This window comes from Martelella mediterranea DSM 17316 (genome assembly GCF_002043005.1).
Taxonomy (GTDB): Bacteria; Pseudomonadota; Alphaproteobacteria; order Rhizobiales; family Rhizobiaceae; genus Martelella; species Martelella mediterranea.
Window position 1 is genome coordinate 163,568 of the sequence record NZ_CP020330.1, and the last position, 23,647, is coordinate 187,214.

At 62.7% G+C, this 23,647-nt stretch carries 21 protein-coding genes and 1 pseudogene; 19 read left to right on the forward strand and 3 right to left on the reverse strand.

All coding sequences use genetic code 11. The features are described 5' to 3' along the window. From Mame_RS00805 to Mame_RS00820, 4 genes are all read left to right on the forward strand, one after another. The gene (locus tag Mame_RS00805) at nucleotides 1–900 is read left to right on the forward strand and encodes a LysR substrate-binding domain-containing protein (protein ID WP_018063405.1); all 900 of its coding nucleotides are present in this window, start codon (nucleotides 1–3) and stop codon (nucleotides 898–900) included. Between the two features lie 204 nt (nucleotides 901–1,104). Next, the gene (locus Mame_RS00810) at nucleotides 1,105–1,305 is read left to right on the forward strand and encodes an SGNH/GDSL hydrolase family protein (RefSeq protein WP_018063404.1); all 201 of its coding nucleotides are present in this window, start codon (nucleotides 1,105–1,107) and stop codon (nucleotides 1,303–1,305) included. A gap of 308 nt (nucleotides 1,306–1,613) precedes the next feature. Next, the gene (locus tag Mame_RS00815; protein ID WP_018063403.1) at nucleotides 1,614–2,540 is read left to right on the forward strand and encodes a LysR family transcriptional regulator; all 927 of its coding nucleotides are present in this window, start codon (nucleotides 1,614–1,616) and stop codon (nucleotides 2,538–2,540) included. A 117-nt stretch (nucleotides 2,541–2,657) separates the two neighbouring features. Further along, nucleotides 2,658–3,377 carry a L,D-transpeptidase gene (locus tag Mame_RS00820; protein WP_026173237.1) on the forward strand — a complete coding sequence of 240 codons (720 nt, stop codon included), beginning with the start codon at nucleotides 2,658–2,660 and terminating at the stop codon, nucleotides 3,375–3,377. Between the two features lie 137 nt (nucleotides 3,378–3,514). On the opposite strand, the gene Mame_RS00825 is transcribed toward Mame_RS00820, so the two are convergent. After that, entirely contained in the window at nucleotides 3,515–4,573 is a 1,059-nt protein-coding gene (locus tag Mame_RS00825) for a LacI family DNA-binding transcriptional regulator (RefSeq protein WP_210162221.1), read from the reverse strand. 118 nt (nucleotides 4,574–4,691) lie between these two features. On the opposite strand from Mame_RS00825, the gene Mame_RS00830 reads away from it, so the two are divergent. The 12 genes from Mame_RS00830 to Mame_RS00885 all read left to right on the forward strand — a co-directional run bounded on the left by Mame_RS00830 (nucleotide 4,692) and on the right by Mame_RS00885 (nucleotide 18,710). After that, nucleotides 4,692–5,504 carry an ABC transporter permease gene (locus Mame_RS00830; RefSeq protein WP_018063400.1) on the forward strand — a complete coding sequence of 271 codons (813 nt, stop codon included), beginning with the start codon at nucleotides 4,692–4,694 and terminating at the stop codon, nucleotides 5,502–5,504. A 22-nt stretch (nucleotides 5,505–5,526) separates the two neighbouring features. Next, nucleotides 5,527–6,612, forward strand: a complete 1,086-nt coding sequence (locus tag Mame_RS00835) for an ABC transporter ATP-binding protein (RefSeq protein ID WP_018063399.1) — start codon at nucleotides 5,527–5,529, stop codon at nucleotides 6,610–6,612. Nucleotides 6,613–6,687: 75 nt separating this feature from the next. Then, entirely contained in the window at nucleotides 6,688–7,743 is a 1,056-nt protein-coding gene (locus tag Mame_RS00840; protein WP_033409550.1) for an ABC transporter substrate-binding protein, read from the forward strand. 1 nt (nucleotide 7,744) lies between these two features. Then, entirely contained in the window at nucleotides 7,745–8,575 is an 831-nt protein-coding gene (locus Mame_RS00845) for an ABC transporter permease (RefSeq protein ID WP_018063397.1), read from the forward strand. Nucleotides 8,576–8,590: 15 nt separating this feature from the next. Then, on the forward strand, nucleotides 8,591–11,023 hold the full coding sequence (locus Mame_RS00850; protein ID WP_155121996.1) for a beta-glucosidase H: 2,433 nt from the start codon (nucleotides 8,591–8,593) through the stop codon (nucleotides 11,021–11,023). Nucleotides 11,024–11,411: 388 nt separating this feature from the next. After that, a complete protein-coding gene (locus Mame_RS00855) occupies nucleotides 11,412–12,842 on the forward strand; it encodes a M24 family metallopeptidase (protein ID WP_018063395.1) in 1,431 nt (476 codons plus the stop codon). 51 nt (nucleotides 12,843–12,893) lie between these two features. Continuing rightward, nucleotides 12,894–14,150 (forward strand): ABC transporter substrate-binding protein, encoded by a 1,257-nt coding sequence (locus tag Mame_RS00860; protein WP_018063394.1) that lies wholly within the window; start codon nucleotides 12,894–12,896, stop codon nucleotides 14,148–14,150. Between the two features lie 19 nt (nucleotides 14,151–14,169). Beyond that, nucleotides 14,170–15,072, forward strand: a complete 903-nt coding sequence (locus tag Mame_RS00865) for a carbohydrate ABC transporter permease (protein WP_018063393.1) — start codon at nucleotides 14,170–14,172, stop codon at nucleotides 15,070–15,072. Continuing rightward, on the forward strand, nucleotides 15,072–15,905 hold the full coding sequence (locus Mame_RS00870; protein WP_026173236.1) for a carbohydrate ABC transporter permease: 834 nt from the start codon (nucleotides 15,072–15,074) through the stop codon (nucleotides 15,903–15,905). The genes Mame_RS00865 and Mame_RS00870 overlap by 1 nt, the downstream gene beginning before the upstream one ends. Nucleotides 15,906–15,909: 4 nt before the next feature. Next, nucleotides 15,910–17,055, forward strand: coding sequence for an ABC transporter ATP-binding protein (locus Mame_RS00875; protein ID WP_018063391.1), 1,146 nt, complete (start codon nucleotides 15,910–15,912; stop codon nucleotides 17,053–17,055). Between the two features lie 23 nt (nucleotides 17,056–17,078). Beyond that, nucleotides 17,079–17,972, forward strand: a complete 894-nt coding sequence (locus tag Mame_RS00880; RefSeq protein ID WP_018063390.1) for an ABC transporter substrate-binding protein — start codon at nucleotides 17,079–17,081, stop codon at nucleotides 17,970–17,972. A gap of 24 nt (nucleotides 17,973–17,996) precedes the next feature. Further along, entirely contained in the window at nucleotides 17,997–18,710 is a 714-nt protein-coding gene (locus Mame_RS00885; RefSeq protein ID WP_018063389.1) for an aspartate/glutamate racemase family protein, read from the forward strand. Between the two features lie 15 nt (nucleotides 18,711–18,725). On the opposite strand, the gene Mame_RS00890 is transcribed toward Mame_RS00885, so the two are convergent. Next, nucleotides 18,726–19,634 carry a MurR/RpiR family transcriptional regulator gene (locus Mame_RS00890; protein ID WP_018063388.1) on the reverse strand — a complete coding sequence of 303 codons (909 nt, stop codon included), beginning with the start codon at nucleotides 19,632–19,634 and terminating at the stop codon, nucleotides 18,726–18,728. A 472-nt stretch (nucleotides 19,635–20,106) separates the two neighbouring features. Here Mame_RS00890 and Mame_RS00895 point away from each other — a divergent pair, with 472 nt between their 5' ends. Further along, nucleotides 20,107–21,159 (forward strand): AI-2E family transporter, encoded by a 1,053-nt coding sequence (locus Mame_RS00895; RefSeq protein WP_018063387.1) that lies wholly within the window; start codon nucleotides 20,107–20,109, stop codon nucleotides 21,157–21,159. 19 nt (nucleotides 21,160–21,178) lie between these two features. Here the strand turns inward: Mame_RS00895 and Mame_RS27190 are convergent. Next, nucleotides 21,179–21,295: pseudogene (locus tag Mame_RS27190) on the reverse strand (universal stress protein); the annotation flags it as partial. A gap of 256 nt (nucleotides 21,296–21,551) precedes the next feature. Between Mame_RS27190 and Mame_RS00900 the strand changes: the two are divergent. Next, nucleotides 21,552–22,610 carry an enoyl-CoA hydratase/isomerase family protein gene (locus tag Mame_RS00900; RefSeq protein WP_018063386.1) on the forward strand — a complete coding sequence of 353 codons (1,059 nt, stop codon included), beginning with the start codon at nucleotides 21,552–21,554 and terminating at the stop codon, nucleotides 22,608–22,610. Nucleotides 22,611–23,198: 588 nt separating this feature from the next. After that, nucleotides 23,199–23,630, forward strand: a complete 432-nt coding sequence (locus Mame_RS00910; RefSeq protein WP_018063384.1) for a hypothetical protein — start codon at nucleotides 23,199–23,201, stop codon at nucleotides 23,628–23,630. Nucleotides 23,631–23,647 lie beyond the last annotated feature (17 nt).

Sequence of the window (23,647 nt, forward strand, 5' to 3'; positions counted from 1 at the left end):
ATGAATTTTCGCCAGCTCGAAGCCTTCAACGCCGTCATGATCTCGGGCTCGACCGTCCGGGCCGCCGAGCTGATGGGCGTCACCCAGCCGGCCGTCTCGCGGCTGATCGCCGAGCTGGAAGCGGCGGTGCGGTTTCCGCTCTTCGACCGGGTGCGCGGGCGGCTGATCGCGACGCCCGAAGGAACGCTGTTCTTCCGCGAGGTCGAGGTCAGCTTCAAGGGGCTGGACCGGCTGCAGGCCACGGCGGCCAGTATTCGCGATTATGGCGCGGGCACGCTGAAGATCGCCTCGTTGGCGGCGGCCGGGGCCATTCTGGCGCCTGCGGCCATCCGCGCCTTCCGGCAACAGAATCCGGGCGTGAGGATCACCTTCCACATCACCTGGTCGTCGGCGATCCGCAACGGCATCACCGACGGGCAATACGATCTGGGGCTGGCGGCTGACGAGATCGACCGCTCGGGCATCGACAGCCAGTTATTCGGCAGCTTCCCCGGCCTTGTCGCCATGCCGAAATCCCATCCGCTGACCCTTCACAAGTCGATCACCCCCGATCTGATCGCAAAATGGCCGCTGATCGGCCTCAGCCCCGAGGACCGCGCGCGGCAACGTTTCGACGAGGCCATGAAGAAAGCCGGGCACGAGCCAAAATATGTGATCGAGACCCCGAACGCCGCCACCATCTGCGCACTGGCGCAGGAAGGGGATGCGGTGGGTCTGGTGAATCCGCTGGTCATCGGCGAAGCAGAAAGCAGAACCGTCGCTTTGCGCCCCTTCGCGCCCGAGGTGATGTTCCGCGTCTACCTTCTCTTTCCCGCCGACATCCAGAAGTCCGCCCTCGTCCGCGGCTTCACGGCCGAACTTTTCCGTCTGCGCAACCGGTTCGAGATGCCGACGGCGTAGGAAAGCGGAGGGCCTACCAGTTTGCTGACAAAGCCCGCCCCACTCTCCGTCGTCATCCTTGTCAATGCGGACCTGATGCGTCCTCACGCGTTCGGCCGGCAGTGCATGGTTTTCTGGATACCATCCGGAATGGTCTCCCGACACACCGCTTCCGGCGATTTCTCCGATATATTGCCCGATACATGAACATCGCCTGGGCCTGGCGTGTTCGATATTGATGCCCTCGGGAAGGGCGCGACCAAGTTCATGGGCGTCGGGTCGCAGGCAGAGGAAGGCGCGGGAAAGCTCACCCTGCACATCGTTCGTCAGCTTCAGCCTGTCGTCGCACAACGCGCCCATGACGATGCCAATATCCATTATCTCGACGGACGGGAATTTATGGCGCGATCGCGAACCAAGAACTGACGGCTTGACCACCTGAGATTTTACGCCGCGTCATCCCAAAACAGGATTCCGGGAAACAGCCCCAATGCTGGACATCCGACCGGGGAACAGCAGCCGTCGACTCCCGGTCAACGTGCAGGAGACTGAATCTCAGAATTGGGGTGGAAAAGCTGCCTTTGATAGATCGGCTGGACTCGAGTGACATAGTCCATGTTGACGGACAGCTTCGCGGCCTTGGAGCGATTGGGACCGGTGATGTTCGACGGCTGCGAAGACAAGCTCATCAATATTCGCTATGCTTGTTCGCAAGCAATAAGCGAAAGGCATGCATGGACCTGAATACGGCACTGAAGACCTTTATCAGGACTGTCGAAAAAGGGTCGATTACGGGGGCCGCCCGTGACCTTGGCATCTCCCAGCCGGCGGTAACGAAGCAGCTTCTCAATCTGGAGCAGCATTTGAGAGCCCGCCTTCTCGAGCGTTCATCGAAACGTGTCCGGCCCACGGCCCAGGGCATGGAACTCTATCACGCCAGTCGCGGCGCCATCGCCGCAATCGACGCCGCGATCGAAGGCGTTCGACTGAACAACGGCGAGATCGAAGGCAATATGCGCATCCATGCGCCGTCCTGCATCGGTTCGAGGCACCTGCATGGCATGGTGCTGGAGTTTCAGGAACTTCACCCGGCGATCACCGTCGACCTCATTCTAGACGGTCGCACGGTGGATCTCGTCTACGAGAATTTCGACCTGGATATCCGGCACGGCCGGATCGAAGCGCAGGACGTGATTGCCCGCCGCTTCGGCTTCATGCAGCGCGTGCTCGTCGCTTCGCCCGGCTATATCGAAGCAGCCGGCGCGATCACATCGCCCGGGCAATTGTCGGACCACTGCATCGTTTCGACCTTCGCGATCGAAACAACGAAAAACATGTTGCCGCTGATCCACGCAGGCCATGGGCCGATCGAAATCCCCGTCAGGCCGGCCTTCAAGTCAAATGATGCAAATGTCATTCTCAACACTCTGCTGGCAGGCCGCGGCGTGGCGCAGGTGCAGCTCTGCCTCGTCGCCGACATGCTTGCCGAAGGCAGGCTGGTGCGCGTTCTTCCGGAATACACCGTCAAGGCGACGGAAGCATTTCTGGCCTACCCTTCGAACAAATTCATGCGCCCGGCGGTCCGCGGTTTCACCGACTTCGTCATTCCCCGCCTGAAGGCGTTGAAGGGCGTCAGCCAGAACGCCGATGAACCGGTATAACAGATGGTTATCGATCCTATTCCTCATAAATGATGGACATGGAATGCGCCCGCGTGTTCCTTCGGTCACCCGAAACCCGCCGTCCCGGCGGCGCCAGATGATCATCGAGTACCACCCATGCAGCCCCCCTCTCCGCCCCTTCGCCGCCGCGCATTCCTGGCCGGTTCCCTGTCATCGCTCGCAGCGCTTTGTGCCTGCGCCTCCAACATCCAACAACCGGTATCGCCTGAACCGCAGCGTTTGCCGATCACCCCTGCCGCCGATCCTGTGCTCGAAGCGCGCTACGCTGCCTTCGAGGATGACGGACACATCGTGCCGGCCGTTCCGTACCGGCAGATGGACCCGAAATATCTGCGGCAGCGCGTCCCCGACCCGACGGGAGAGGCGCCCGGCACGATCGTGGTCGATACCCCCAACCGGTTCCTTTATCTCGTTGAAGAGGGTGGCACGGCCATGCGCTACGGCGTCGGTATCGGGAGGGAGGGCTTTGCCTGGCAGGGCCAAGGCACGATCCATTGGCGGCAACACTGGCCGCGCTGGAAGCCGCCGGCTGAGATGATCGCGCGCCAGCCAGAGCTTGAAATCTATTCCGTCGCCAATGGCGGCATGGCGCCCGGCATCGACAATCCGCTGGGCGCCAGAGCGCTCTATATCTTCAAGGACGGCAAGGATACGCTCTACCGCCTGCACGGCAGCCCCGAATGGCAGTCAATCGGCAAGAGCGTGTCTTCCGGCTGCGTGCGGCTGATCAACCATGATATCGTCGATCTTTACGAGCGCGTTCCCTATCACGCCCGCATCGTGGTGCATCAGGACGAGATGATCGCCGCAATCTAAAGCGTCGGGCGCGCGGCATATTTTTGGTCTTGGACAGGAGCATAAAACGCAACTCTCAGCCGCGAAGCACCGGCGTTCTGATCCTTGGTATCAGACCCTCGAAGTGCATGGGCGCGCTCTGTTCCGCTCCTCCGCGGTCAGGCCGTGGCGGTGGATTTGCGGACGACGAGTTCCGTTTGATAAACGAGCGTGCGGACCTTTCGGTCGGGGTTCTCGATCGCTTCCACGACCAGGTCGATCGCGGCGAGGCCCATGGCCTGAAGCGGCCGACCTACTGAGGACAGCGGCGGCGTCAGCAGGTTGGCGATCGAATTGTCGAAGCCAATGAGGGACATGTCGTCCGGTACACTGAGCCCGGCCTCGCCGAGGGCCTGCAATGCCCCGGCCGCGAGAATGTCGCTGGAGGCGAGGACAGCCGTCGGGCGGCGCTCGATGCCGAGCAGGTCGCGCATCATCTTCCGGCCTTCGCTTGCCGGGTCATCGCCCGTCAACGGGAAATAGAGCCCCAGCCTGATCAGGGCCGGATCATCGTCAAGGCCGTGGCGGGCGATGGCGGCGCTGAAGGCGGCGAGGCGATCCTCCTCCATCGAGGTGCCGTGCACGCGGGCGCGGTTATAGCGGTCCGGCGCGCCGCCGATAAAGGCGATGCGCCGATGTCCCAGCGCCTGAAGATGATCGATCGCCTGGTCGATGCCGCTTGTCGGATCGATCAGGACCGCATCGGTGCCCCCGCAGACCTCCTGCTCGATCTGGATGACCGGCACGCCCGCCTGCAACAACGGCGCCAGGCCGCTGGCATTGATCCCGTAGGAGAAGATCACCGCATCAGCGCGCTGCTGCAGAAGCTGGACCACGGCGCTTGCCTCGATCTCCGGCTTCATGCCGTGCTGGAACATCAGCACATTGTATCCGCGGGCAAGCGCCTCGCTGCGGATGGCCTGGCTCAACTGGCTGAAGAACGGATTGAGCGAACCGTCGACGACGATCAGGCCGATCGTCCAGCTGCGCTTGGTTCTGAGCCCGCGCGCCACCGCGTTCGGCCGGTATCCGGTCGCCTTGAGCGCCTCGCGCACGCGCCGCTGTTTCTCCGGCCCAACCTTGTCCGGCTCGTAGAGCACACGCGCCACGGTGGCCGGCGACACGCCCGCATGCCGCGCCACATCCCCCATGGTTGACAAGTGTCGTTTTTTTTCCACGTCGGCCTCTTTTTTTCTATTGATGATGACGTCATCATTTGCAAATGGTGACGTCATCATAGGATTTCGAGCGGAAATTTCCACTGTTTTCGAGATAGTTGTAGGTAAATTAGATCTCATGATTTCCAGCCACCTTCTTTCAAAGTCCGTTTTGTCGGCGCTGATCGTGATTGCCTACGCAGTCATTCTCGCGCCCGTGGTGACGGTGGTGGCGATCAGCTTTTTCGACCAGGGCATTATCAGCTTTCCGCCCGACGGGCTTACCCTTCGGTGGTTCGTCAACGCCTGGGCACGGCGTGAATTCACGCAAGGGCTGATCATGAGCCTGGAGCTGGCGCTGATTGCGACCGCCATCGGCGTGCCGCTCGGAACGTTGGCCGCCTACGGGCTCAATCGCGGCCGGTTTCGCGGCAAGGGCGTGATTTCCACGCTGCTGCTCGGCCCACTCGCGGTGCCCGCCATCATCATGGGAACCGCGCTTTATATCTTCTACATCCGCGCCGAGGCGATCATCGACCAGACGATCGTCGGCACGACGGCGGGACTGGTGGCCGCCCACGTGCTGCTGACGATCCCGTGGACGGTGCGCCTGGTCGCCGCCAGCATGGAAGGTGTCGATCTGCGCGTCGAGGAAGCCGCCGCCAATCTCGGCGCGCCGCCGGTTGTCGTCGCCTGGCGGATCACCCTGCCCATGCTGCGCTCCGGCATTGTCGCGGCCAGCATGTTCTCCTTCATCCAGAGTTTCGAGAACCTGGAGCTTTCGCTGCTGCTGATCGGCCCCGGCAAGATCACGCTGCCGGTCGCGATGCTGAACTATCTCGAATTCAAGATCGACCCGACGCTTGCCGCCGTCGGCACGATCCAGATCCTTCTGATCGGCGTGCTGATGCTGGTGACCGACCGCTACGTCAAGCTGTCGCGCGTCCTATGACCCCCAAGGCTCGGAGAGTGTTTTGAGCGAACTGATCATTGAACATCTTGCCAAGGCCTATGGCGACACCCGCGTCGTGAAGGATATCAACCTTCACGTCGAGGAAGGCGAACTGGTAGCACTGCTCGGGCCATCGGGATGCGGAAAATCCACGACATTGCGGATGATCGCCGGCTTCGTGAAGCCGACCGAGGGGCGGATCCTGCTTGGCGGCGAGGACATCTCCCGACTGCCGCCCTACCGTCGCGACACCGGCATGGTGTTCCAGTCCTACGCGCTGTTTCCGCATATGAGCGTCGCCGCCAATGTCGGCTTCGGCCTTGAAATGCGCAAGATCGGCCGGGCCGAGCGCGACGAGCGGATCAGACAGGCGCTTTCGATGGTCCGGCTCGACCATCTGGCCGAGCGCATGCCGCGCCAACTTTCCGGAGGCCAGCAGCAGCGCGTGGCGCTTGCCCGGGCGCTCGCGATCAACCCGAAAATGCTGCTGCTCGACGAGCCGCTTTCCAATCTGGATGCCAAGCTGCGCGGCGAGGTGCAGCATGAGATCCGCAACCTTCAGCAGCGGCTGGGGCTGACGACGCTGATGGTGACCCACGACCAGGACGAGGCGCTGACCATGGCCGACCGTCTGGCGATGATGGAGGGCGGCGTTGTCCGCCAGATCGGCACGCCGCAGGAAATCTACGACACGCCGGATGATGTCTATGTCGCCGGCTTCATCGGCCGCTGCAACCTGATCGCGGGCCGGCAAAAGGCGCCGGGGCTGTTTGTCAGCGAGGGCGGATCGGAATTGCCCTGCGACCCCGCAAGTGATGCGGGAGCGCGGGAGGTAACCTTCGCCCTGCGCCCGGAAAAGATCACGCTTGTCCCCGTCGCCTCCGCGCCCGGCCCCGGAGACGATGCGACGCGCCAGCGCGCGCGGATCACCGGCATGGCCTATCTCGGCGCCCAGACGGAATTCGAGCTCGATCTCGCCGGCACTGCGCTTGTCGCGGTCATGCCTACGCCCTCCCGCAATACCCCTCTTTCCGCTCTCAGACCCGGAGCGGAGGTTTTCGCAACATGGCAGGCGCAGGACGCGCGCCTGCTTGCCGAGCGGCCCTGAACGGCCCCGGACCAGACAAGCCGGGTCTGAACGATCCGGACGAGAAGACGATCAAAAAGGAAGAGTGAACAGCCTATGTCAGACAGTTTGAAAACAACCCGCCGCACTTTCCTCCTGGGCACCGCCGCGACATCGCTTATCGCGCTCGGCGCCGCCGGACCGGCCTTTTCCGCCGACAAGGGCACCGTGATTGCCTCTGTCTTCGGTGGAGATTATGGCGACATCCTGCGCGCAACCGTCGATGAGGCGATCATGGCGCCGGAAGGCTACGAGGTCATTCAGGACATCTCCTCGACCGAGGCCCGCCAGACGAAGCTCAGAACCGAGAAGATGCGCGCCAGGTCGAGCTTCGACGTCGCCGTGCTCGCCGACCTCGACATGTATCCGATGGCAAAGCTCGGCGTGCTGTCGGAAGTCACCGAGGAGAATGTTCCGCGGCTTGCCGCGGTCATCCCGGCGCTGCGCAAGACCTATTCGGTGCCCCAGATCTATTCCTACATCGCTATCCTCTACAATCCGGAGAAGGTCACCACGCCGCCGACCTCCTATGCCGATCTGTGGAAGCCGGAATACAAGGGCAAGATCGGCGTTTCCGACAAGCTGCATGTGGCGACCTCGGCCGTGGCAGCGCTGGTCGGCGGCGGCTCGATGAGCGACTTCGCCCCCGGCCAGGCCAAGCTGCTCGAGCTCAAGGACAAGCAGGACGTCCAGATCCTGCCCTCGAACGAAGCGATCGCCGGGGCCTTCGAAAGCGGCGATATCTGGATCACGCTCAACTACGTCTCGAGGGGCTATTCCTGGCGTCGGAGCGGCCTCAACATCGAACGCGCCGTACCATCGGAGGGCGCGATCCCGATCGCATTCGAGATGGCCATGCCGAAGAACGCGCCGAACAAGGACGGCGGCTTCGCCTACCTCGATGCGGCGCTCGACCCCAAAGCTCAGATTGGCTTCGCCGCCAAGATGGGCTACCTGCCGACCGTGACCGACGCCGAACTGCCGGCGGAGCTCGAGGCGGCAATCGGCCTGCCCGCGGCGGACCAGGATCGCCTGATCCGGCTCGATGACGACTATCTGATGCAGCATCAGACGGAGATCCTCGATTTCTGGAACCGCGAGTTCAAGGGCTGAAATGGCACTCCTGGTTTTTCCCGCCGCGCTGCTGGTTTTCGTTCTGCTGGTCCTGCCGATGGCGGGTCTCTTCAGAATGTCGCTCAACCTCTACAGCCCGATGGAGATGATGACCGCGGCGTTCAGCGGGAAAAACTACATCGCCGCGCTGACCGATCCCTATTACCAGGAGATCATCCTGACGACGGTCGGCGTGGCATTCCTGTGCATGGCGCTCTGCCTCCTGCTCTCGCTCGCGCCGGCCTATTGGCTGGCGCGCATGCAGAGCCGGTGGAAATCGATGCTGATCATCCTGACGCTGTTTCCGCTGCTGGTCGGCAATGTGGTCCGGGCGGCGGGATGGATGGCGCTGCTCAGCACCCATGGCGCGATCAACGCCTTCCTCGGCATGTTCGGCATCGGCCCGCTCACGCTGATGTACACCCCGCTCGCCGTGGTGGTGGGCACGACGGCGGTGGTGCTGCCCTACATGATCCTCACGCTTTCCTCCGTCGTGGAAACCGTGCCGCGCGACACCGAGGAGGCCGCCGCCAATCTCGGCGCGACACCGCTGAAGGTGTTCTTCCGGATCCTGTTGCCGCAGGCAGCCCCCGGGGTTCTCGCGGGTAGCATGCTGGTGTTCATCCTCTCGATGAACGCCTATGCGACCCCGGTCCTGCTGGGCGGTCCCGGCTTCACCATGCTGGCCCCTGCCGTCTACGACCAGTTCATGACCGCCGGAAACTGGCCCTTCGGCGCGGCGCTCGCCTTCGTCCTCCTGGCCACGACCCTCATTCTCACAATGGCTGTGAGCTACGGACTCTCCCGGTCCCTCAAGCGCCGCGCCGGCTGAAACAGATATTTGGACATGACCGACATGACCCTCGACGAAAAGCTCGACGCGATGACGCTTGCCGAGCAGGTCAGCCTGCTCTCCGGCGCGTCCTTCTGGCGCACGGCGGCGATCGATCGCCTCGGGATTCCAGCCGTGAAGATGACCGATGGCCCAAATGGCGCGCGCGGAGAGGATTTTTCCGGCGGGGTGCGATCCGCCGCCTATCCGGTCGCAATCGCGCTCGCGGCGACGTTCGATCCCGACCTCGTCCATGAGATCGGCGCGGATCTGGCCCGCGAGGCGCGCTCCAAGGGCGCGCGAATCCTGCTTGGCCCGACCGTGAACATGCATCGCAATCCGCTCAACGGGCGCAATTTCGAGTGTTTTTCCGAGGATCCCGTCCTCGCTTCGGCCATGGCGCGCGCCTATGTCAGGGGCGTCCAGTCGCAGGGCGTCGCCGCCACGATCAAGCATTTCATCGGCAATGAATGCGAGCATGAGCGCCGCACGACCAGTTCCGAGATCAACGAGAAGACGCTGCGCGAAATCTACTTCCCGCCTTTCGAGGCGGCGGTGAAAGAGGCCGGCGTTGCCTGCGTCATGACCGCTTATAACGCGCTCAACGGCATCCATACCTCCGAAAATCCCTGGCTGCTCGATACCGTCCTGCGCCGGGAATGGGGGTTTGAGGGCGTGGTGATGTCGGACTGGACGGCGACCCATTCAACCGCTGCGGCCCTTCTCGCCGGTCTCGATCTCGAAATGCCGGGACCGGGGAAATTCCGCGGCGACATGCTGGTCGAGGCCGTCGAAAACGGAGATGTGCCGCGCGAAGCCGTCCGCCGCGCCGCCCGAAGGGTGCTGAGGCTGATCGAGCGCGTTGGTGCGAAAACGACTGGCGATCTGGAGACCGAGCGCGCCGAGGACCGGCCCGAAACGCGGGCCCTGATCCGTCGCGCCGGCGCGGAGGCCGCCGTCCTGCTGAAGAACGACAACAATCTGCTGCCGCTCGCCGGCCCGACGCCCCGCCGCATCGCCGTCATCGGCCCCAATGCGGCAAGGGCGGTGATGTTCGGCGGTGGCTCGGCCCAGATCAATGCCCATTATGCGATCTCTCCGCTCGAAGGCATCCGCGCCGCCTTTCCCGACGCGACGGTCGATTATGCGCTCGGCTGTCCCGGCGACCGTTACCTGCCGCTGATCGACGCGCCCGTCGACATCGCCTTCTTCGCCGGAACCGATTTTGGCGGCCCGCCGGTGCTGACCAAGACCGGCGCCAGGAGCGAGTTCCGCTGGTTCGGGCCGGTGGCGCCCGAAGTGGATCACCGCGCGTTTTCAGCACGGCTTTCGGCACGCTACGAGGCGCAGGAAACGGGATGGCATGAGATCGGCCTGATGAGCGCGGGCACCAGCCGCCTTGCCATCGATGGTGAACCTATTCTCGAAGCATGGGAAAGCTGGACACGCGGCTTCAGCTATTTCGGACATGGCTGCGCCGAGCGGCGCGGCCGGGTCCATCTCGAAGCCGGAAAACGCTATGAAATCAGCGTCGATTACGCCTGCGGCGACGGCATCACCACCACGCTGAAGGCCGTGCGCTTCGGCCTCAGGGCGCCCTCGTCGCTCGGATCGATCGAGGACGCCGTGGCGCTCGCGCGCAAGGCCGATGCGGCCGTCGTGGTCGCCGGCCTCAACGACGACTGGGAAACCGAGGCGGAGGACCGCGAAAGCCTGAACCTGCCGCCCGCGCAGAACGCGCTGATCGAGGCGGTGGCGGCCGCAAACCGCTCGACGATTGTCGTCATGCAGTCCGGGGCGCCGGTTACAATGCCCTGGGCGGCAAAAGTGCCGGCGATCCTGCAATTATGGTATCCGGGCCAGGAATGCGGCAACGCGCTCGCCGACATTCTTACGGGCAAAGCCGAGCCGGGCGGACGCCTGCCCCAGAGTTTTCCCGCCGAGGACGAGGACTACGGCGCGCTCACCCGGCGACCCGAGGCCCACGGCAAGGTTGTCTACGCCGAAGGAACGGCCATCGGCTACCGCGGCTTTGCCGCGCGCGGCACGCGGCCGCAATTCCCGTTCGGTCACGGGCTTGGTTACGCAAGGATCGAATATGTCGATGCGCGGCTGGTTTTCGGGGAAGAGCAATTGACCGTGGAGGTCGATCTTCTCAACCGGTCGGAGCGGAAGGGCAGCGAGGTCGCCCAGATCTACCTCATCAGCGAAACCGGGGCGCCGCTACGCCTTGTCGCCTTCGCCAAGACGGTTCTCGCACCCATGGAAAAGCGGAGCATCAGACTCGCAATTCCGGAACGCAGGCTCTGCGGCTGGGACCCGGACAAGGGCCGGTGGGCCCGTGAACCAACGCCATTCACCCTCGCCATCGGCCCCTCCTCCGCTGACTTGCGGATACGGAAGACGATAACGGAAGATCGAAACAGCCGCCTGCCCGACTTTGGATGAGTGACATCCTGGCGAGATGAGACAAGCGTGACGGACTGCCTCCTTCGCAAGGCCCGCAAATGGCGAGAAGACGTCATTTCCGGTGCGTTATCGCCGGGTTGCTGACTGCGAAACAGGCAGATGCGAATGCGGAAATGATGATTTTTCGCGTTTTCATAAAATATTTTTTTCAAGCTCCACGTCACCGAATCCGGAAATAGTTCGCCTTTCCAACAGCCTGACGATAGCTTTAATTTAAGGATCTGCGTCGTTTGGAAATAAAAATCGCGAAAAAATTAGACTCTGCACACTCAACGCTCAAAGTGCCGAAACTTAGTGCAGTCGCGCTATTTGCAAAAAAAGTTTCACATGTACTCTGTTCTCATCCATAGCATTGATGAGACATATCATGACCGCCCTCAGTCCTGCCCCTTCCGCCTTCCGAGCCGATCTTCGGTTCGAGCGTCTTCTGGATGGTTTTGAGCCGTCTTTCGAGTTCGAGCCAGTCGGCCCGCTGCCGGAAAGCGAATTTGTCGACCGGCTGCGCCGCATCCGGCGGGAAGCGACGGTTGCCGGGTATGACGTGATCCTCATCCACGCGGATTCGATCGGCTCCTACAAGGTGTCGAACTCCTATCTGCGCTATGTCTGCGACTGGGCGCGGGAGGGCGTTCTGGTTGTTCCGACGGACGACGACAAACCGCTGACGATGTTCTCCATCTTCAGCAGCTCGGTCCTGCTGCCGCCGGCGGGCGAGCCGGTTCTCGTCGAGGATATCTGGCAGGTCGGCACCTGGGGCCGCGAGACCTACAACCGCCCCGGCAGAACCGTCGACAAGGTGGTGCAGGCGGTCGGCGATTTTCTTGAGCGCGAGGGGTTTTCCATTGCCCAGATCGGCCTCGTCGGTGATGCCACCTCGAAGCCCTATTGGGACGGGCTGAAGGCGCATCTGCCCAAAAGCGCCTTTGCCGACGGCTCCGCGATCATCGACCGGATGCAGAAGGTGCGCTCGCCGCGCGAACAGGCCGTGGTGCGCGCCGCCGCCCAGCTCGCCGATATCGGCATCCAGGCCGCCTATCATGTAATCCGGCCCGGCGTGACCGACCACGAGATCTATGCCGCCTTCACCTATGCCCAGATGGCGCGCGGCGGCGAGACCGGCGACGGGTACCAGATCGGCATCAACCGCTACGGCACCCATTGCGGCAAGCCCTACGGCCATGTCGTGCGCAACGGCGACCTGATCAACCTCTATATCTCCGCCGTGATCTATCAGGGATATACCGCGCAGATCGCCCGGATGATCGCCGTCGGCGATATCACCGACAAGCAGGAAGAAGTGCTTCAGATGTGCGTCGAGGGCGTGGAAAAGGCCGCCGCCGTGGTCCGTCCGGGCGCGCTCGTATCAGATGTCGCCAATGCCTCTTTCGAGCCCTATATCGAACGCGGCTATCTCGCCTCCGCCGACAGCCGGACCATGCCCTATAACTGGGTCTCCGAAGACGACGGCAAGCCCCGGCTCGTCCCCCGCAAGCACGTGCCCGATGAAGACTGGGAGCGCCAGGGCCGGAAACTGATGCATGTCTATCCGGCGACGCTCGGGCCGCATAACCCCAATGTCGGCCATTCGGTTTCGATGCAGAAATTCCAGAATTACAACATCCAGTCCAACAATCACGACCTTCTGGAACAAGGCATGACCTTCGTGCTCCATGCCCAATGGCTGGAGCCGGAAGTCGCCGGCTGCAATGTCGGCGACTGCTACCTTGTGACGGCGGACGGGGCCGAGAACCTCAGCTGCCACACACCGCTTGCGCCCCACCGCGTGAAAGCGGACTGACCCCCTTCTCAAGACCCAAAACAAAAAGCAAACTTCAGCAGGAGAACAAACATGATTGACAGAATTCGCAGACGAGGCCTGCTCGCCTCCGCCCTTTTCATTGGCCTTGCCGCCACGCTCGGCAATCCCGCAACGAGCCTTGCCCAATCGGGCGACAAGACCACGCTGGTGATCGCCAATTCGCAGTGGCTCGATGCGCTCCGCGGCCAGAATCTCTGGGCCGCGATCAAGAAATACGAAGAGGTCAACCCGGATGTGACGCTGGAGCAGGAGGCCATCCCCTCGGCCGAATTTGCCGACAAGCTGACCACGGAGATGGGTGCCGGCCAGGGCCCCGATATCGCGATCATGCAGGAAGGTCTGTTCTACACCATGGCCGATGCCGGCTTTCTCGTCGATGTCGGCAGTGCGGTCGACGGCGTCGATCTCAACAGCACCAACGAGAACGGCATGATCGATGACGTGCGCTACGGCATCGCCTGGCAGCGCGCCGTCTATGCCCTCATTTTCAACACGGAGGTCACCGAGGACGACGGCGTCGCGATCCCGGCCACCGTGCAGGAGCTGATCGCCTCCGCCAGGGAATCCATGGACAAGAACCCGGGCGTGATCGGCTTCACCGCCCGTCACCAGATCAACGATTTCACCGGCTGGTTCATGGATTTCCAGAACTGGGCCTATGGTTACGGCGTCAACTGGGTCGACGGGGACGGTAACCTCACGATCAACACGCCGGAAGCGGTGGCTGCGGTCGAGGCCTTCAAGGAGACATACGACTCCGGCATCATCCCGATCGGGGACAGCATGCCGACGCAACGCACCCGCTTCAAGGAAAAGCAGGTCGCCTTCTCGATCGACAATTCCGGCGGCACGCTCAACATTGCCTCCGGCGGCGCACTGCCAAGCGCCGATATCGGCGCCGCCGCCTTGCCATTTGCCCATCCCGGCGCCCATCAGCAGATCTTCCTGGGCGTCAGTTCGCACAGCGATCATCAGGACGAAGCCATCGCCTTCCTGACATGGCTCGTCAGCCCAGAGGGCCAGCAGTCACTGCGCGGCGCTTCCGGTCCAGATACACTGGCGACCGATGTGCCGGTGACGGAGGCGTTCGCCGCCGCCAACCCGTGGGCGCCGACCTTCGCCAAGCTTGCCGAAACCTCGCGTAGCACGCTGATCCCGGGTTATGAGGTCGAAACGCCGCAGATCATGCGCTTCGTCATGCAGGCCGTGGAAAAGGCCATTCTGACGGATACCTCCGCGGAAGATGCGCTGGCCGAGGCCCAGACGCAGATCGACCGGCAGTTCTGAGCGAAAGGGCGGAAGAGTGATGATGAAGGGTCATAAACGCAGCATAAGCCTGCCGCGGCTCGCCGCTTATGGCTTCATTCTTCCGCCCATGCTCTATCTGGTGGTGTTCATGTTCTGGCCGCTGGGGCGGCAGATGTATATGAGCCTCACCAATACGCGGATCATCAACCCCAACCACGGCCGGTTCATCGGCCTTGGCAATTACGAGCGGCTGTTTTCGGACCCGTCCTTCTTCCAGTCCGTCCGCGTCACGCTCGTTTATGCCGTGCTCGCGGTCATCTTCGGCGTATCGCTCGGCGTCATCTCGGCGCTGGCGATCGACCGCCCGTTCCGGGGTCGGGCAATCGTCCGCAGCATTCTTCTGTTCGGCTGGGCCGTCCCGAATGTCGCCGCCTCGCTGATCTGGCTGTGGATGTATAATGACCGCTCCGGGGTGCTGAACCGGATCACCGAGGCGCTCGGGCTTGGCCGCTATGCCTGGCTGACGAGCACCGACCTGGCTCTTGCGGCCGTGGTGGTGGTCACCGTCTGGCAGGTCGCGCCCTTCGTGATGCTGGTCGTGCTCGCTGCCCTCCAGTCCGTGCCGGGCGAAGTGCGCGAGGCAGCCACCATAGACGGCGCCGACGGCCTCAGCACCTTCCGCATGGTGACATTGCCGCATATCCGGCCGGCCATCCAGCTCGCCGCGCTTCTGGTCTGCGTCTGGTCGATCCGCCGCTTCGATATCATTTACCTGCTCACCGGCGGCGGGCCGGTCGGTTCCACCAGCACGCTTGTGGTGAAGATCCGACAGGTCGCCTTCGAGAACCACGAGCTCGGGCTTGCCAGCGCCTATGGCGCGGTCGGGCTGGTTCTGGCCCTCGCCATCGCCGGTCTTCATTTCCTGTTCGAACAACGCCGCATGAAGTGGATGTCGCGCTGATGACGAAGAAACGCCTCACCCTCAAACCGCTTCGCTATCTCCTGATCGGCGTGCTCCTCGTCTGCGCCGGTTTTCCGGTCTACTGGATGGCGGCCACTGCGCTTTCCGCCAATTCCGAGCTTTACGGCTCCGGACAGTCGTTCTTTCCGCAGTTGAAGCATTTTCCCGCATTGCTGCGCGACCTTGGCGAGGTGCCGATCGGGCTCTGGCTCTTCAACACGCTGCTGGTTGCCGCCGGCGGCACGGTCCTGAGCCTCGTGCTCGGATCGCTGGCGGGTTATGCCCTCAGCCGCTTCCGCTTTCACGGCAAGGGTCTGGTGGGCTTCTTCCTGTTCGTCACCCAGGTGGTGCCGGAAGCGCTGATCCTGGTGCCGCTTTATGCGATGTTCATCACCTTCGGCCTGCTCAACAGCCTCGCGGGCCTGGTGCTCGCCAATGTCGGCTTTTCGCTGCCGGTCGCCTGCTTCGTGCTGAAGGGCGCGATGGACGCGGTTCCCTACGAGATCGAGGAGTCGGCGATCATCGACAACTGCCCGCGTTTTTCAATCCTGACGATGATCATCCTGCCGCTGATCATGCCGAGCATCGCTGCCGCCGCCGTCGTCGCCTTCTTCGCCGGATGGAACGAGTTCCTGTTCGCTTCCACCTTCCTGATGGACCGCGACAAATGGACGGCGAGCGTCGGGCTTGCGTCCTTCGTCGGCCAGTATGAAACGCCGATGTCGGCGGTAATGGGATCGGCGCTCGTGTTCAGCATTCCGGCCATCGTCTTCTTCCTCCTCATCCAGCGCAAGATCGTTGCCGGCCTCACGGCCGGCGCGGTCAAAGGATAGTGCCATGCCCGCCTTGAGCTTCAGGAACATCTCCAAGTCGTTCGGCGACAACACCGTTATCAAGACCTTCGACGCCGACATCCATGATGGCGAGTTTCTCGTCCTTCTCGGCCCTTCCGGATGCGGCAAGTCCACGCTTTTGCGCATGATCGCCGGCCTCAGCGACATCACCTCCGGCGAACTGCTGTTCGATGGCGAAATCGCCAATGACTGGCAGCCGCGCCGGCGCGGCGTCGCCTTCGTGTTCCAGACCTACGCGCTCTATCCGCATGCCACGGTGCGCGAGAACATCGCCTTTCCGCTGATCATGGATGCCTTCCGCCCGTGGTATCACCTGCCGGTCGTCAACATGATCGCCCGCGCACGGCTGATGAAGCGCGCCGACATTGCCGAGCGCACGCTCCGCATCGCCCGCCAGCTCGAACTTGAGCCGCTGCTCGACCGCCGGCCGGCAAGCCTCTCCGGCGGCCAGCGGCAACGCGTGGCGCTTGCCCGCGCGCTGGTGCGCAACCCCTCGCTCTACCTGCTCGACGAGCCGCTTTCGAACCTCGACGCCAAGCTGCGCACCCAGATGCGCTCTGAAATCTCGGCGCTGCACCACAAGGTCGGCAAGACCTTCGTCTATGTGACGCATGACCAGGTCGAAGCCATGACCATGGCGACGCGGATCATCATCATGAACAAGGGCATCGCCCAGCAGGTCGGCACGCCCGACGAGATCTATGATGAGCCGGCCAATACCTTCGTCGCCCAGTTCGTCGGCTCGCCGCCGATGAACCTCATCCCCGCGACGATCAGGGACAGCGAGATGCGGCTTTCCGGCCGCCTCGCCGTCGAACATCCCGGCCCCCTGCCGAAACGGCGCGAAGTGACCTTCGGCATCCGGCCGGAGAAGCTGTCGATCCATGCCGCCGGCGAGGGACAGCTCCCCGCCCGCGTCTCGGTGGTCGAGCGCCTCGGCGCCGAGACCGTGATCGGCTGCCGGCTGATGACCGGCGAGGAAGATCACGACCGGTTGCTGGAAACCGATCTCGTTTTCGTGCGTGTTTCCGACCATCTCAAAATGGCGATCGGGGAAACCTGCTCGCTCAACTATCGCAGTGACGACGTGCTGCTCTTCGATATCGAAGACGGCCGACGCCTCGTCTGACGGCATCCGATAAAGAGAAGAACATGCAGACATTTCACATCTCCGCGACCGGCCACAGCCTCAATTACCTGCCCGAATATGTCGCGGTCGATCAGGGCTTCTTCGAGGAGGAAGGCCTCAAGGTTACCGCTGAGGTCCCCTCCCCCTGGGACCGTGTGCTTGACGATATCGGCACGGGCAAGGCGCAGGCAGCGCTCGGCGGCATCTGGGTTCCCTCCATGTTCCACGGGCGCGGCAAACGCTATGTCCCCTTCGCCCAGGTCGCGGCCCGTGCGCCGCTGGCGATCGTCGGGCGGGAGCGGCCGGAGGATTTCGAATGGGCCGCCCTTGCCGGCCGCACCGTGTCCATGAAAGGCAGCAACGGCGCCAGCGTCGGCCTGTTCGTCAAGATGCTGCTGCGTGAAAACGGCGTCGATCCGAGCGCGGTCAACTTCGTGCAGGACCTGGACGGCAGGATGCTGACCGATCTCTTCACCGGCGGCATGGGCGATTATCTGGTGATCGATTTCCCCTCCGCCGTGACGATCGAGGCGGCCGGAGGCGGCCATGTGGTCCAGCCGCTTCCCGTCACCGGCGGCAATATCCCGTGGAGCGTCTACTATAGCGAGGGCGAGCCGGACGATGAACGGCGCGAGACCCATACCCGTTTTGCCCGCGCGCTCGCTCGCGGCATGGACTGGATCCTCGCCCACGATGCGGAGGACTATCGCGCCTTCCTGGCGGCAACCTTCCCGCGTTTCGCGCCAGACCTGCTGGTGAAACTCACCAATATCTATCGCGCCAACGGCATGTGGACCACGCCCCGAATTGACAACGACGCCTATCAGCGCTGGCAGGTCGGCATATCCGACGGCCATCTCACCGACGCCCCGATCCCCTACGGGGCGCTGATCGACCAGCGGCCGACAGCGGCCTGAACAGGTTCGAGAGAGCAGAAAACAATGCGCATCGCCATCATCAATCCCAATACCACGACCGCCATGACCGTGCGCATTGCCGACGCCGCGCGCGCCGTGGCCAGCCCCGGAACGGACATCCTGGAACGCCAGTCCCTCGAAGGCCCGGATGCCATCGAGGGACCCTTCGACGGGGCGCTCGCCGTGCCGGGCCTCTTGAAGGCGATCACCGCCGCCGAGGCCGAAGGCGCCGAAGCGCATGTGATCGCCTGCTTTGACGATACCGGTCTCGACGCCGCGCGCGCCATCGCCACACGGCCGGTGATCGGCATCGGCGAAGCCTCGTTCCATGCCGTGACGCTTCTCGCTCACAGCTTCTGCGTGGTGACGACGCTCACCCGCTCCGCGCCGATCATAGAGGACAATATCCTGCGCTATGGCTTTGCCGGGCGTTGCCGTCGGGTTTTCGCATCGGATATCCCGGTTCTTGCTCTGGAAGACGCGGAAAGCGGCGCCTTCGACACCATTTCGGCCTTTGTTGAAAAAGGCATCGCCGCCGGCGCGGAAGGTGTTGCGCTCGGCTGCGCCGGCATGACGGGCTTTGCAAAAGAACTTCAGGCGCGCCATGGCATTCCCGTCGTCGACGGCGTCACCGCGGCGGTCGGCCTCGCCGAAATGCTGGTACGCTGCGGCCTCTCCACATCGCGCGGCGGTATATGGGCTTCGCCGTCCCGAACGCATCTGCTCGCGGCCGAATAAGGCGACCGGCAGCCTCTATACGGGGCCGCCCGGGGTCTGCGGGGTCGAGACATCATCCAGCCTCTTGACCAGCCAGTCGATCCGCTCATAGCGCTTCAGGCTGGCATCGCCCATCGCGGTCGCCACACTCCAGGCGAGATAGTTGATGATCGTGAGGGCGGCCGAAAAGGAATTGAACGGCGATGGCGACTGGCACCGGCAGCGCAGCACGTGTTCGGCCGCCTTGGCGCTGGCCGAAGCGCTGAGATCGGTGATCAGGACGGTGGTCGCGCCGGCCGCCCGCGCTTCCTTGAGGATTGTCGGCAGCAGCCTCGGCCGGCGCCGGAAGGCGATGACGAGCAGGACATCGCCCTTGTCGATCGAGGCGATCTCATGGGAATAGCTGCCGCCGCCGACCGGGATCACCTGAACATCATTCTTCATGAGCGTGAAATAGTGGGCGGCCTGATGGGCGAGTCCATAGCCGCTCCGAAGCCCCATGATCCAGACGCGGCGCGCCGAAACGATGGCATTGCTGACCGCCTCGAGCGTTTCCGGCGGCAACCCCTCGGCGGTGGCGCGGATATTGTCGAGATCCATCTGAACCGTTGTGGCGATGGACGGCTTTTTCGCGAATGCCTCGCTTTCGCCCTGAAGACCAGCGCGCGGCGAGCCCCAGTGCTGATCTTCCCGTATCTGACGCTTGGCCTCGGGATAGGTCTTGTAACCGAGCGTACGGATCAGGCGGGCCGCCGTCGCCTTGGAGACATGCGCCCTGTCAGCCAGTTCCCCGGCCGTGTAGCTCGGCAGATCCATCTGGTATTGCAACAGAATATCTGCAAGCCGCTTTTCGGCGGGCGTCAGCGTCGAATAGATCGCGTAGATTCGAGCCTCGAGAGACCGTTTGACCTTCTGTCCGCCTTCCGGCGAGCCTGATGAACGCACGACAATTCCTTCTCGCGAAAGCTGGTCATAAAATGAAGCGCCGAAAAGCGCGGGATTGATCCGCCCCGGGTTTACCGAAGATCGTTTTCGTTCAGGTTATGCGACAGATGCTGATGCGTCCAGCAGCGCGGCGCAGAAGCCGAGACGACCGTCGAGCAAATCGGACCTTGCGCGCGAGGTTTCCTCCACGGCTTCAAAGTTGGGTTCCCCGGCCGGAAAAGATACGGCGGTCAACAGTGACATGGCGCAATTGAACGGTAAAAGGCCTATGTTTGGGCATTCGGCCAGGCGCTCCGGAATCTTGGTCCAATTGACTTTATCGGCTTTGCTCGCGCCGACCGGCGCTATAGTGTTGCGGCGAATACAAGTCCGGGATCGTCGCCTTCATCCCCTGCTTGGCTTCCCGCTGAGTTCAGCTAAGGTTACGACTTACTGACAAGTTTCCGTGACAACCCACGACCGGGGCGGTGCGATGCAGCAAAGGCAGGTCCAGCAGGCGAGTTTCGTGATCCTGACCGTGATCGCGTCGGTCGGATTCGTCTGGCTGATCCGCCCCTTCTACGGCGCGATCCTGTGGGCCGTGGTGATTGCAATCCTGTTTCACCCTTTCCAGAAAGTGATCACGGCCCGCCTGCAGCCACGCAGGAATATCGCCGCGGGCATTGGTCTGTTTATCTGCGTCTGCGTCATCCTCATCCCGTCAGCCTTGATCTTCATTGCCGTTGTCCGGGAAGCCGCGCGGTTTTATCGCTTCATGTCCATGCATGAGATCGATCTGCCCTCGGCCTTCGAGAGCCTGCGCGCAAGGGCGCCGCCCTTCGTGCTGCAGGCATTCGACTTCATCCGCATCGGTTCACTGGAGGAGCTGCAGGGGCGCCTCGACGCTGCGCTGGTGGAGGTCACGCAATGGGCGGCGCCGCAGGCCCTCGGGCTCGGCCAGGGCGCGGTCCGGATAATCGCCAATGTCGGGGTGCTGCTCTATATCCTGTTCTTTCTTCTGCGCGACGGCACAGCCTTGTCGGCGACAGTGCGGAAGTCCAGCCCGCTGACCCCGCGTCAGACGGAACAGTTTCTCGACAAATTCTCCCGGGTGATCACAGCGACGGTCAGGGGCAGTGTCGTCATCGCCCTGGTCCAGGGCGCGATCGGCGGTATCGTTTTCTGGCTGCTGGGGATGGACGGCGCGCTTCTTTGGGGCGTCGTGATGGCGTTTCTGTCGCTGCTTCCGGTGATCGGCGCTGCCGCGGTCTGGGTGCCCGCCGCCTTCTACCTCCTGCTTTCAGGGGACGTCATCAAAGGGCTCATCCTGCTCGCGACGGGAATACTGGTCATCAGCCTCGTCGACAATCTGCTGAGGCCGCCTCTCGTCGGCAAGGGCGCCCGCATGCCGGACTATCTGATCCTGGTATCGACGCTCGGCGGTATCGCGCTCATGGGTATCAACGGTTTCGTCGTCGGTCCGCTGATCGCGGCGCTTTTCGTTACGGTCTGGTCGATGATGTCCGACAGCGATTCCTGGCAATAGGCCGACCTTCGTCGATCAAGTGTCCCATGAGAACAGGGACTTCGGATTTCCTCATGACTTCCCGTGTCGCGCCGCCAAGCACCCACGCGCGCAGACGGCTATGGCCGTAGCCACCCATGACGATCAGGGTCAAGCTCTTAATCGGGTTCTGGACGTTCCGACGCCGAAAACCTATGGCATCGACGAGGCGAAATGGACCGGCTTCTGCCGTCGATGTCTGAACGGGCTCTTGCATCCGGATCGTCCGGAAATAACCACGCGTTGCCGATGCAGAGACCATACCATTGCTGTATCGAGAGGCTTGGGACCGATCCAAGCCCTTGCTCTGGCGTACTCCCAGGTAAACAATAGCCCATGACCTATCCTTCCAGACCAAAATGAGATGCGCATCCATGAGTGAGAAGTCCAGGCCAGATGCCGTTCAAGCGGAAATCCGGGGGCATCTGGGGATCATAACCCTTGACCGACCCAAGGCGCTCAACGCGCTCAACCTCGACATGGTCGAGAAACTGGAGGAAGTTCTCGCCGGTTGGGCCACAAACCCGGCTGTGGATGCGGTACTGATCCGCAGCGCCAGCCCCCGTGCATTTTGCGCTGGCGGAGATGTGCGGTCGATCGGCATGCTGCCAGATCCCTCTGAGCGGAGGGCATTGGGCCGGAAATTCTTCGGCAGAGAGTATAAACTCAATCTGCGCATTCACACGTTCCCCAAACCCTTCATCGCACTCATCAACGGCATCGCCATGGGCGGCGGTCTCGGCCTCTCGGTGCACGGCTCGCATCGCGTGGTGAGCGAGGATTTACGCTTGGCGATGCCGGAAACGATGCTTGGCCTGTTCCCGGACGTCGGCGGAACCTGGTTCCTCAATCGCTGTCCCGGCATGCTGGGGCGCTATCTTGCCATGACCGGGCTTGAAATAGGCACAGCCGACGCCTTGACCGCCCGACTGGCCACGCATCATGTCCCCAAAGCCGGCTTTGATGGCCTCGTCTCGGCACTGGAGGCCGCCGGCCCGCTGGACCGGCATCTGATAGACGAAATCATCAAGGCGCATGCCGCAGTTCCCGCAGCCGGACAACTGGCCGAACGGCTGGCCGCCATAGACCACCTGTTTGCAGGCGAGGATCTTGACCTGGTCATGGACCGAATTGCCTCGTCAGCCGGAGACGCGGAATGGATCGCGCAGGCGCAGTCCGCTTTGCGGCGTGCTTCGCCAACCAGCTTGCGCCTGACCTGGCATCGGATGACGAACGGACGCGACCAATCCATCGAGCAGGTGCTGGCCGATGACTTCCATTCCGCGGTCAGGGTTGTCGGCGGACACGATTTTGCCGAGGGCGTTCGCGCCATCCTGATCGACAAGGACGGCGCGCCAAGGTGGAATCCACCGGAGTTGGCCAATGTCACGAAGGACGATATCGACGCTTTGCTTGCGCCGCTGGACGGCTGAAACGCCCGGCAATGCATCGCCGGTTCAGCCCTCGCCGGTCTGAAATTTGGAGAACGGCACTGCTGCCGGGCCGGAACTGGCAATGGAACTGGACATTGGGACCATAGGATCGCCTCTCCTTCAGCACGACGCTCCCAGACGCGACATCGATCGATATGCGCCCCACCGCCCTTGACCATATCGGTCTCGGCAATCAACACGTCGGGAATGTCGGCAAGCGCGATCGCCTCCCCTTCTGCGAAGCCGCTGCCGGGTGCGGGAAGCCCGATATGCGTGACGGAAGCATACCAATCCTCGAAATCACCAAGAGTCCCGAACTCCGGAAGAGGATCGCCGCCGAGCAGGAACGCAAAGGTCGTGTCTTGGACCTCGTCCGTGATCGTCATCAGATAGGAGACGTTGCCAGCGCCCCATTCGAACCGTTCGTCATAGAAGTACCGGTCATCGTGGTCGTCGCCTAGCGTCAGTGGCACTTCGTTCAACTTAACGTTAAAGGCGTCGATCTCGACATTGACGCTGTTCTCGTGCTCGGGGTCGCTGGTATCGTAGGCGTAGACCAGGCGCGCTACGACCGGGTGGCAGGATTTCGTGGAACGGCTGAACGGCACGAGATCGGGCGCATTGACCAGCATGCTCGTCCATGACCGGGCCGACGACAGCAGCGCACTCGGCTTCGTTGCCGGCACCGCCGGCCGGGAGGCCGCCCTCCAGCAATATGAAAGCTATTACTGTCGCCTCAACCCCTGGATGACGCGGGCGGAGATCATGCCTGTCGGCCATGGCATCGTCGGCGAGCAGCTCGTCAGCCGCGCCGCCTTCGAAAACAGCGAGTATTACTACGACTATCTCCACAATGAAGGGCTGGAATCCGGGTTCGGCCTCGCGCTCTTCAAGGAGAAGAGCCAGTATTTCGTGCTGAACACGCTGACCGGTGACAAGGATCTCGACCGCAACAGGGATCGCGCCGCCCAGCTGACAGCCGTATATCGATGGTCAGCATCAGGTCTTGATGGGATATGAACCTTCGACCCCCAATT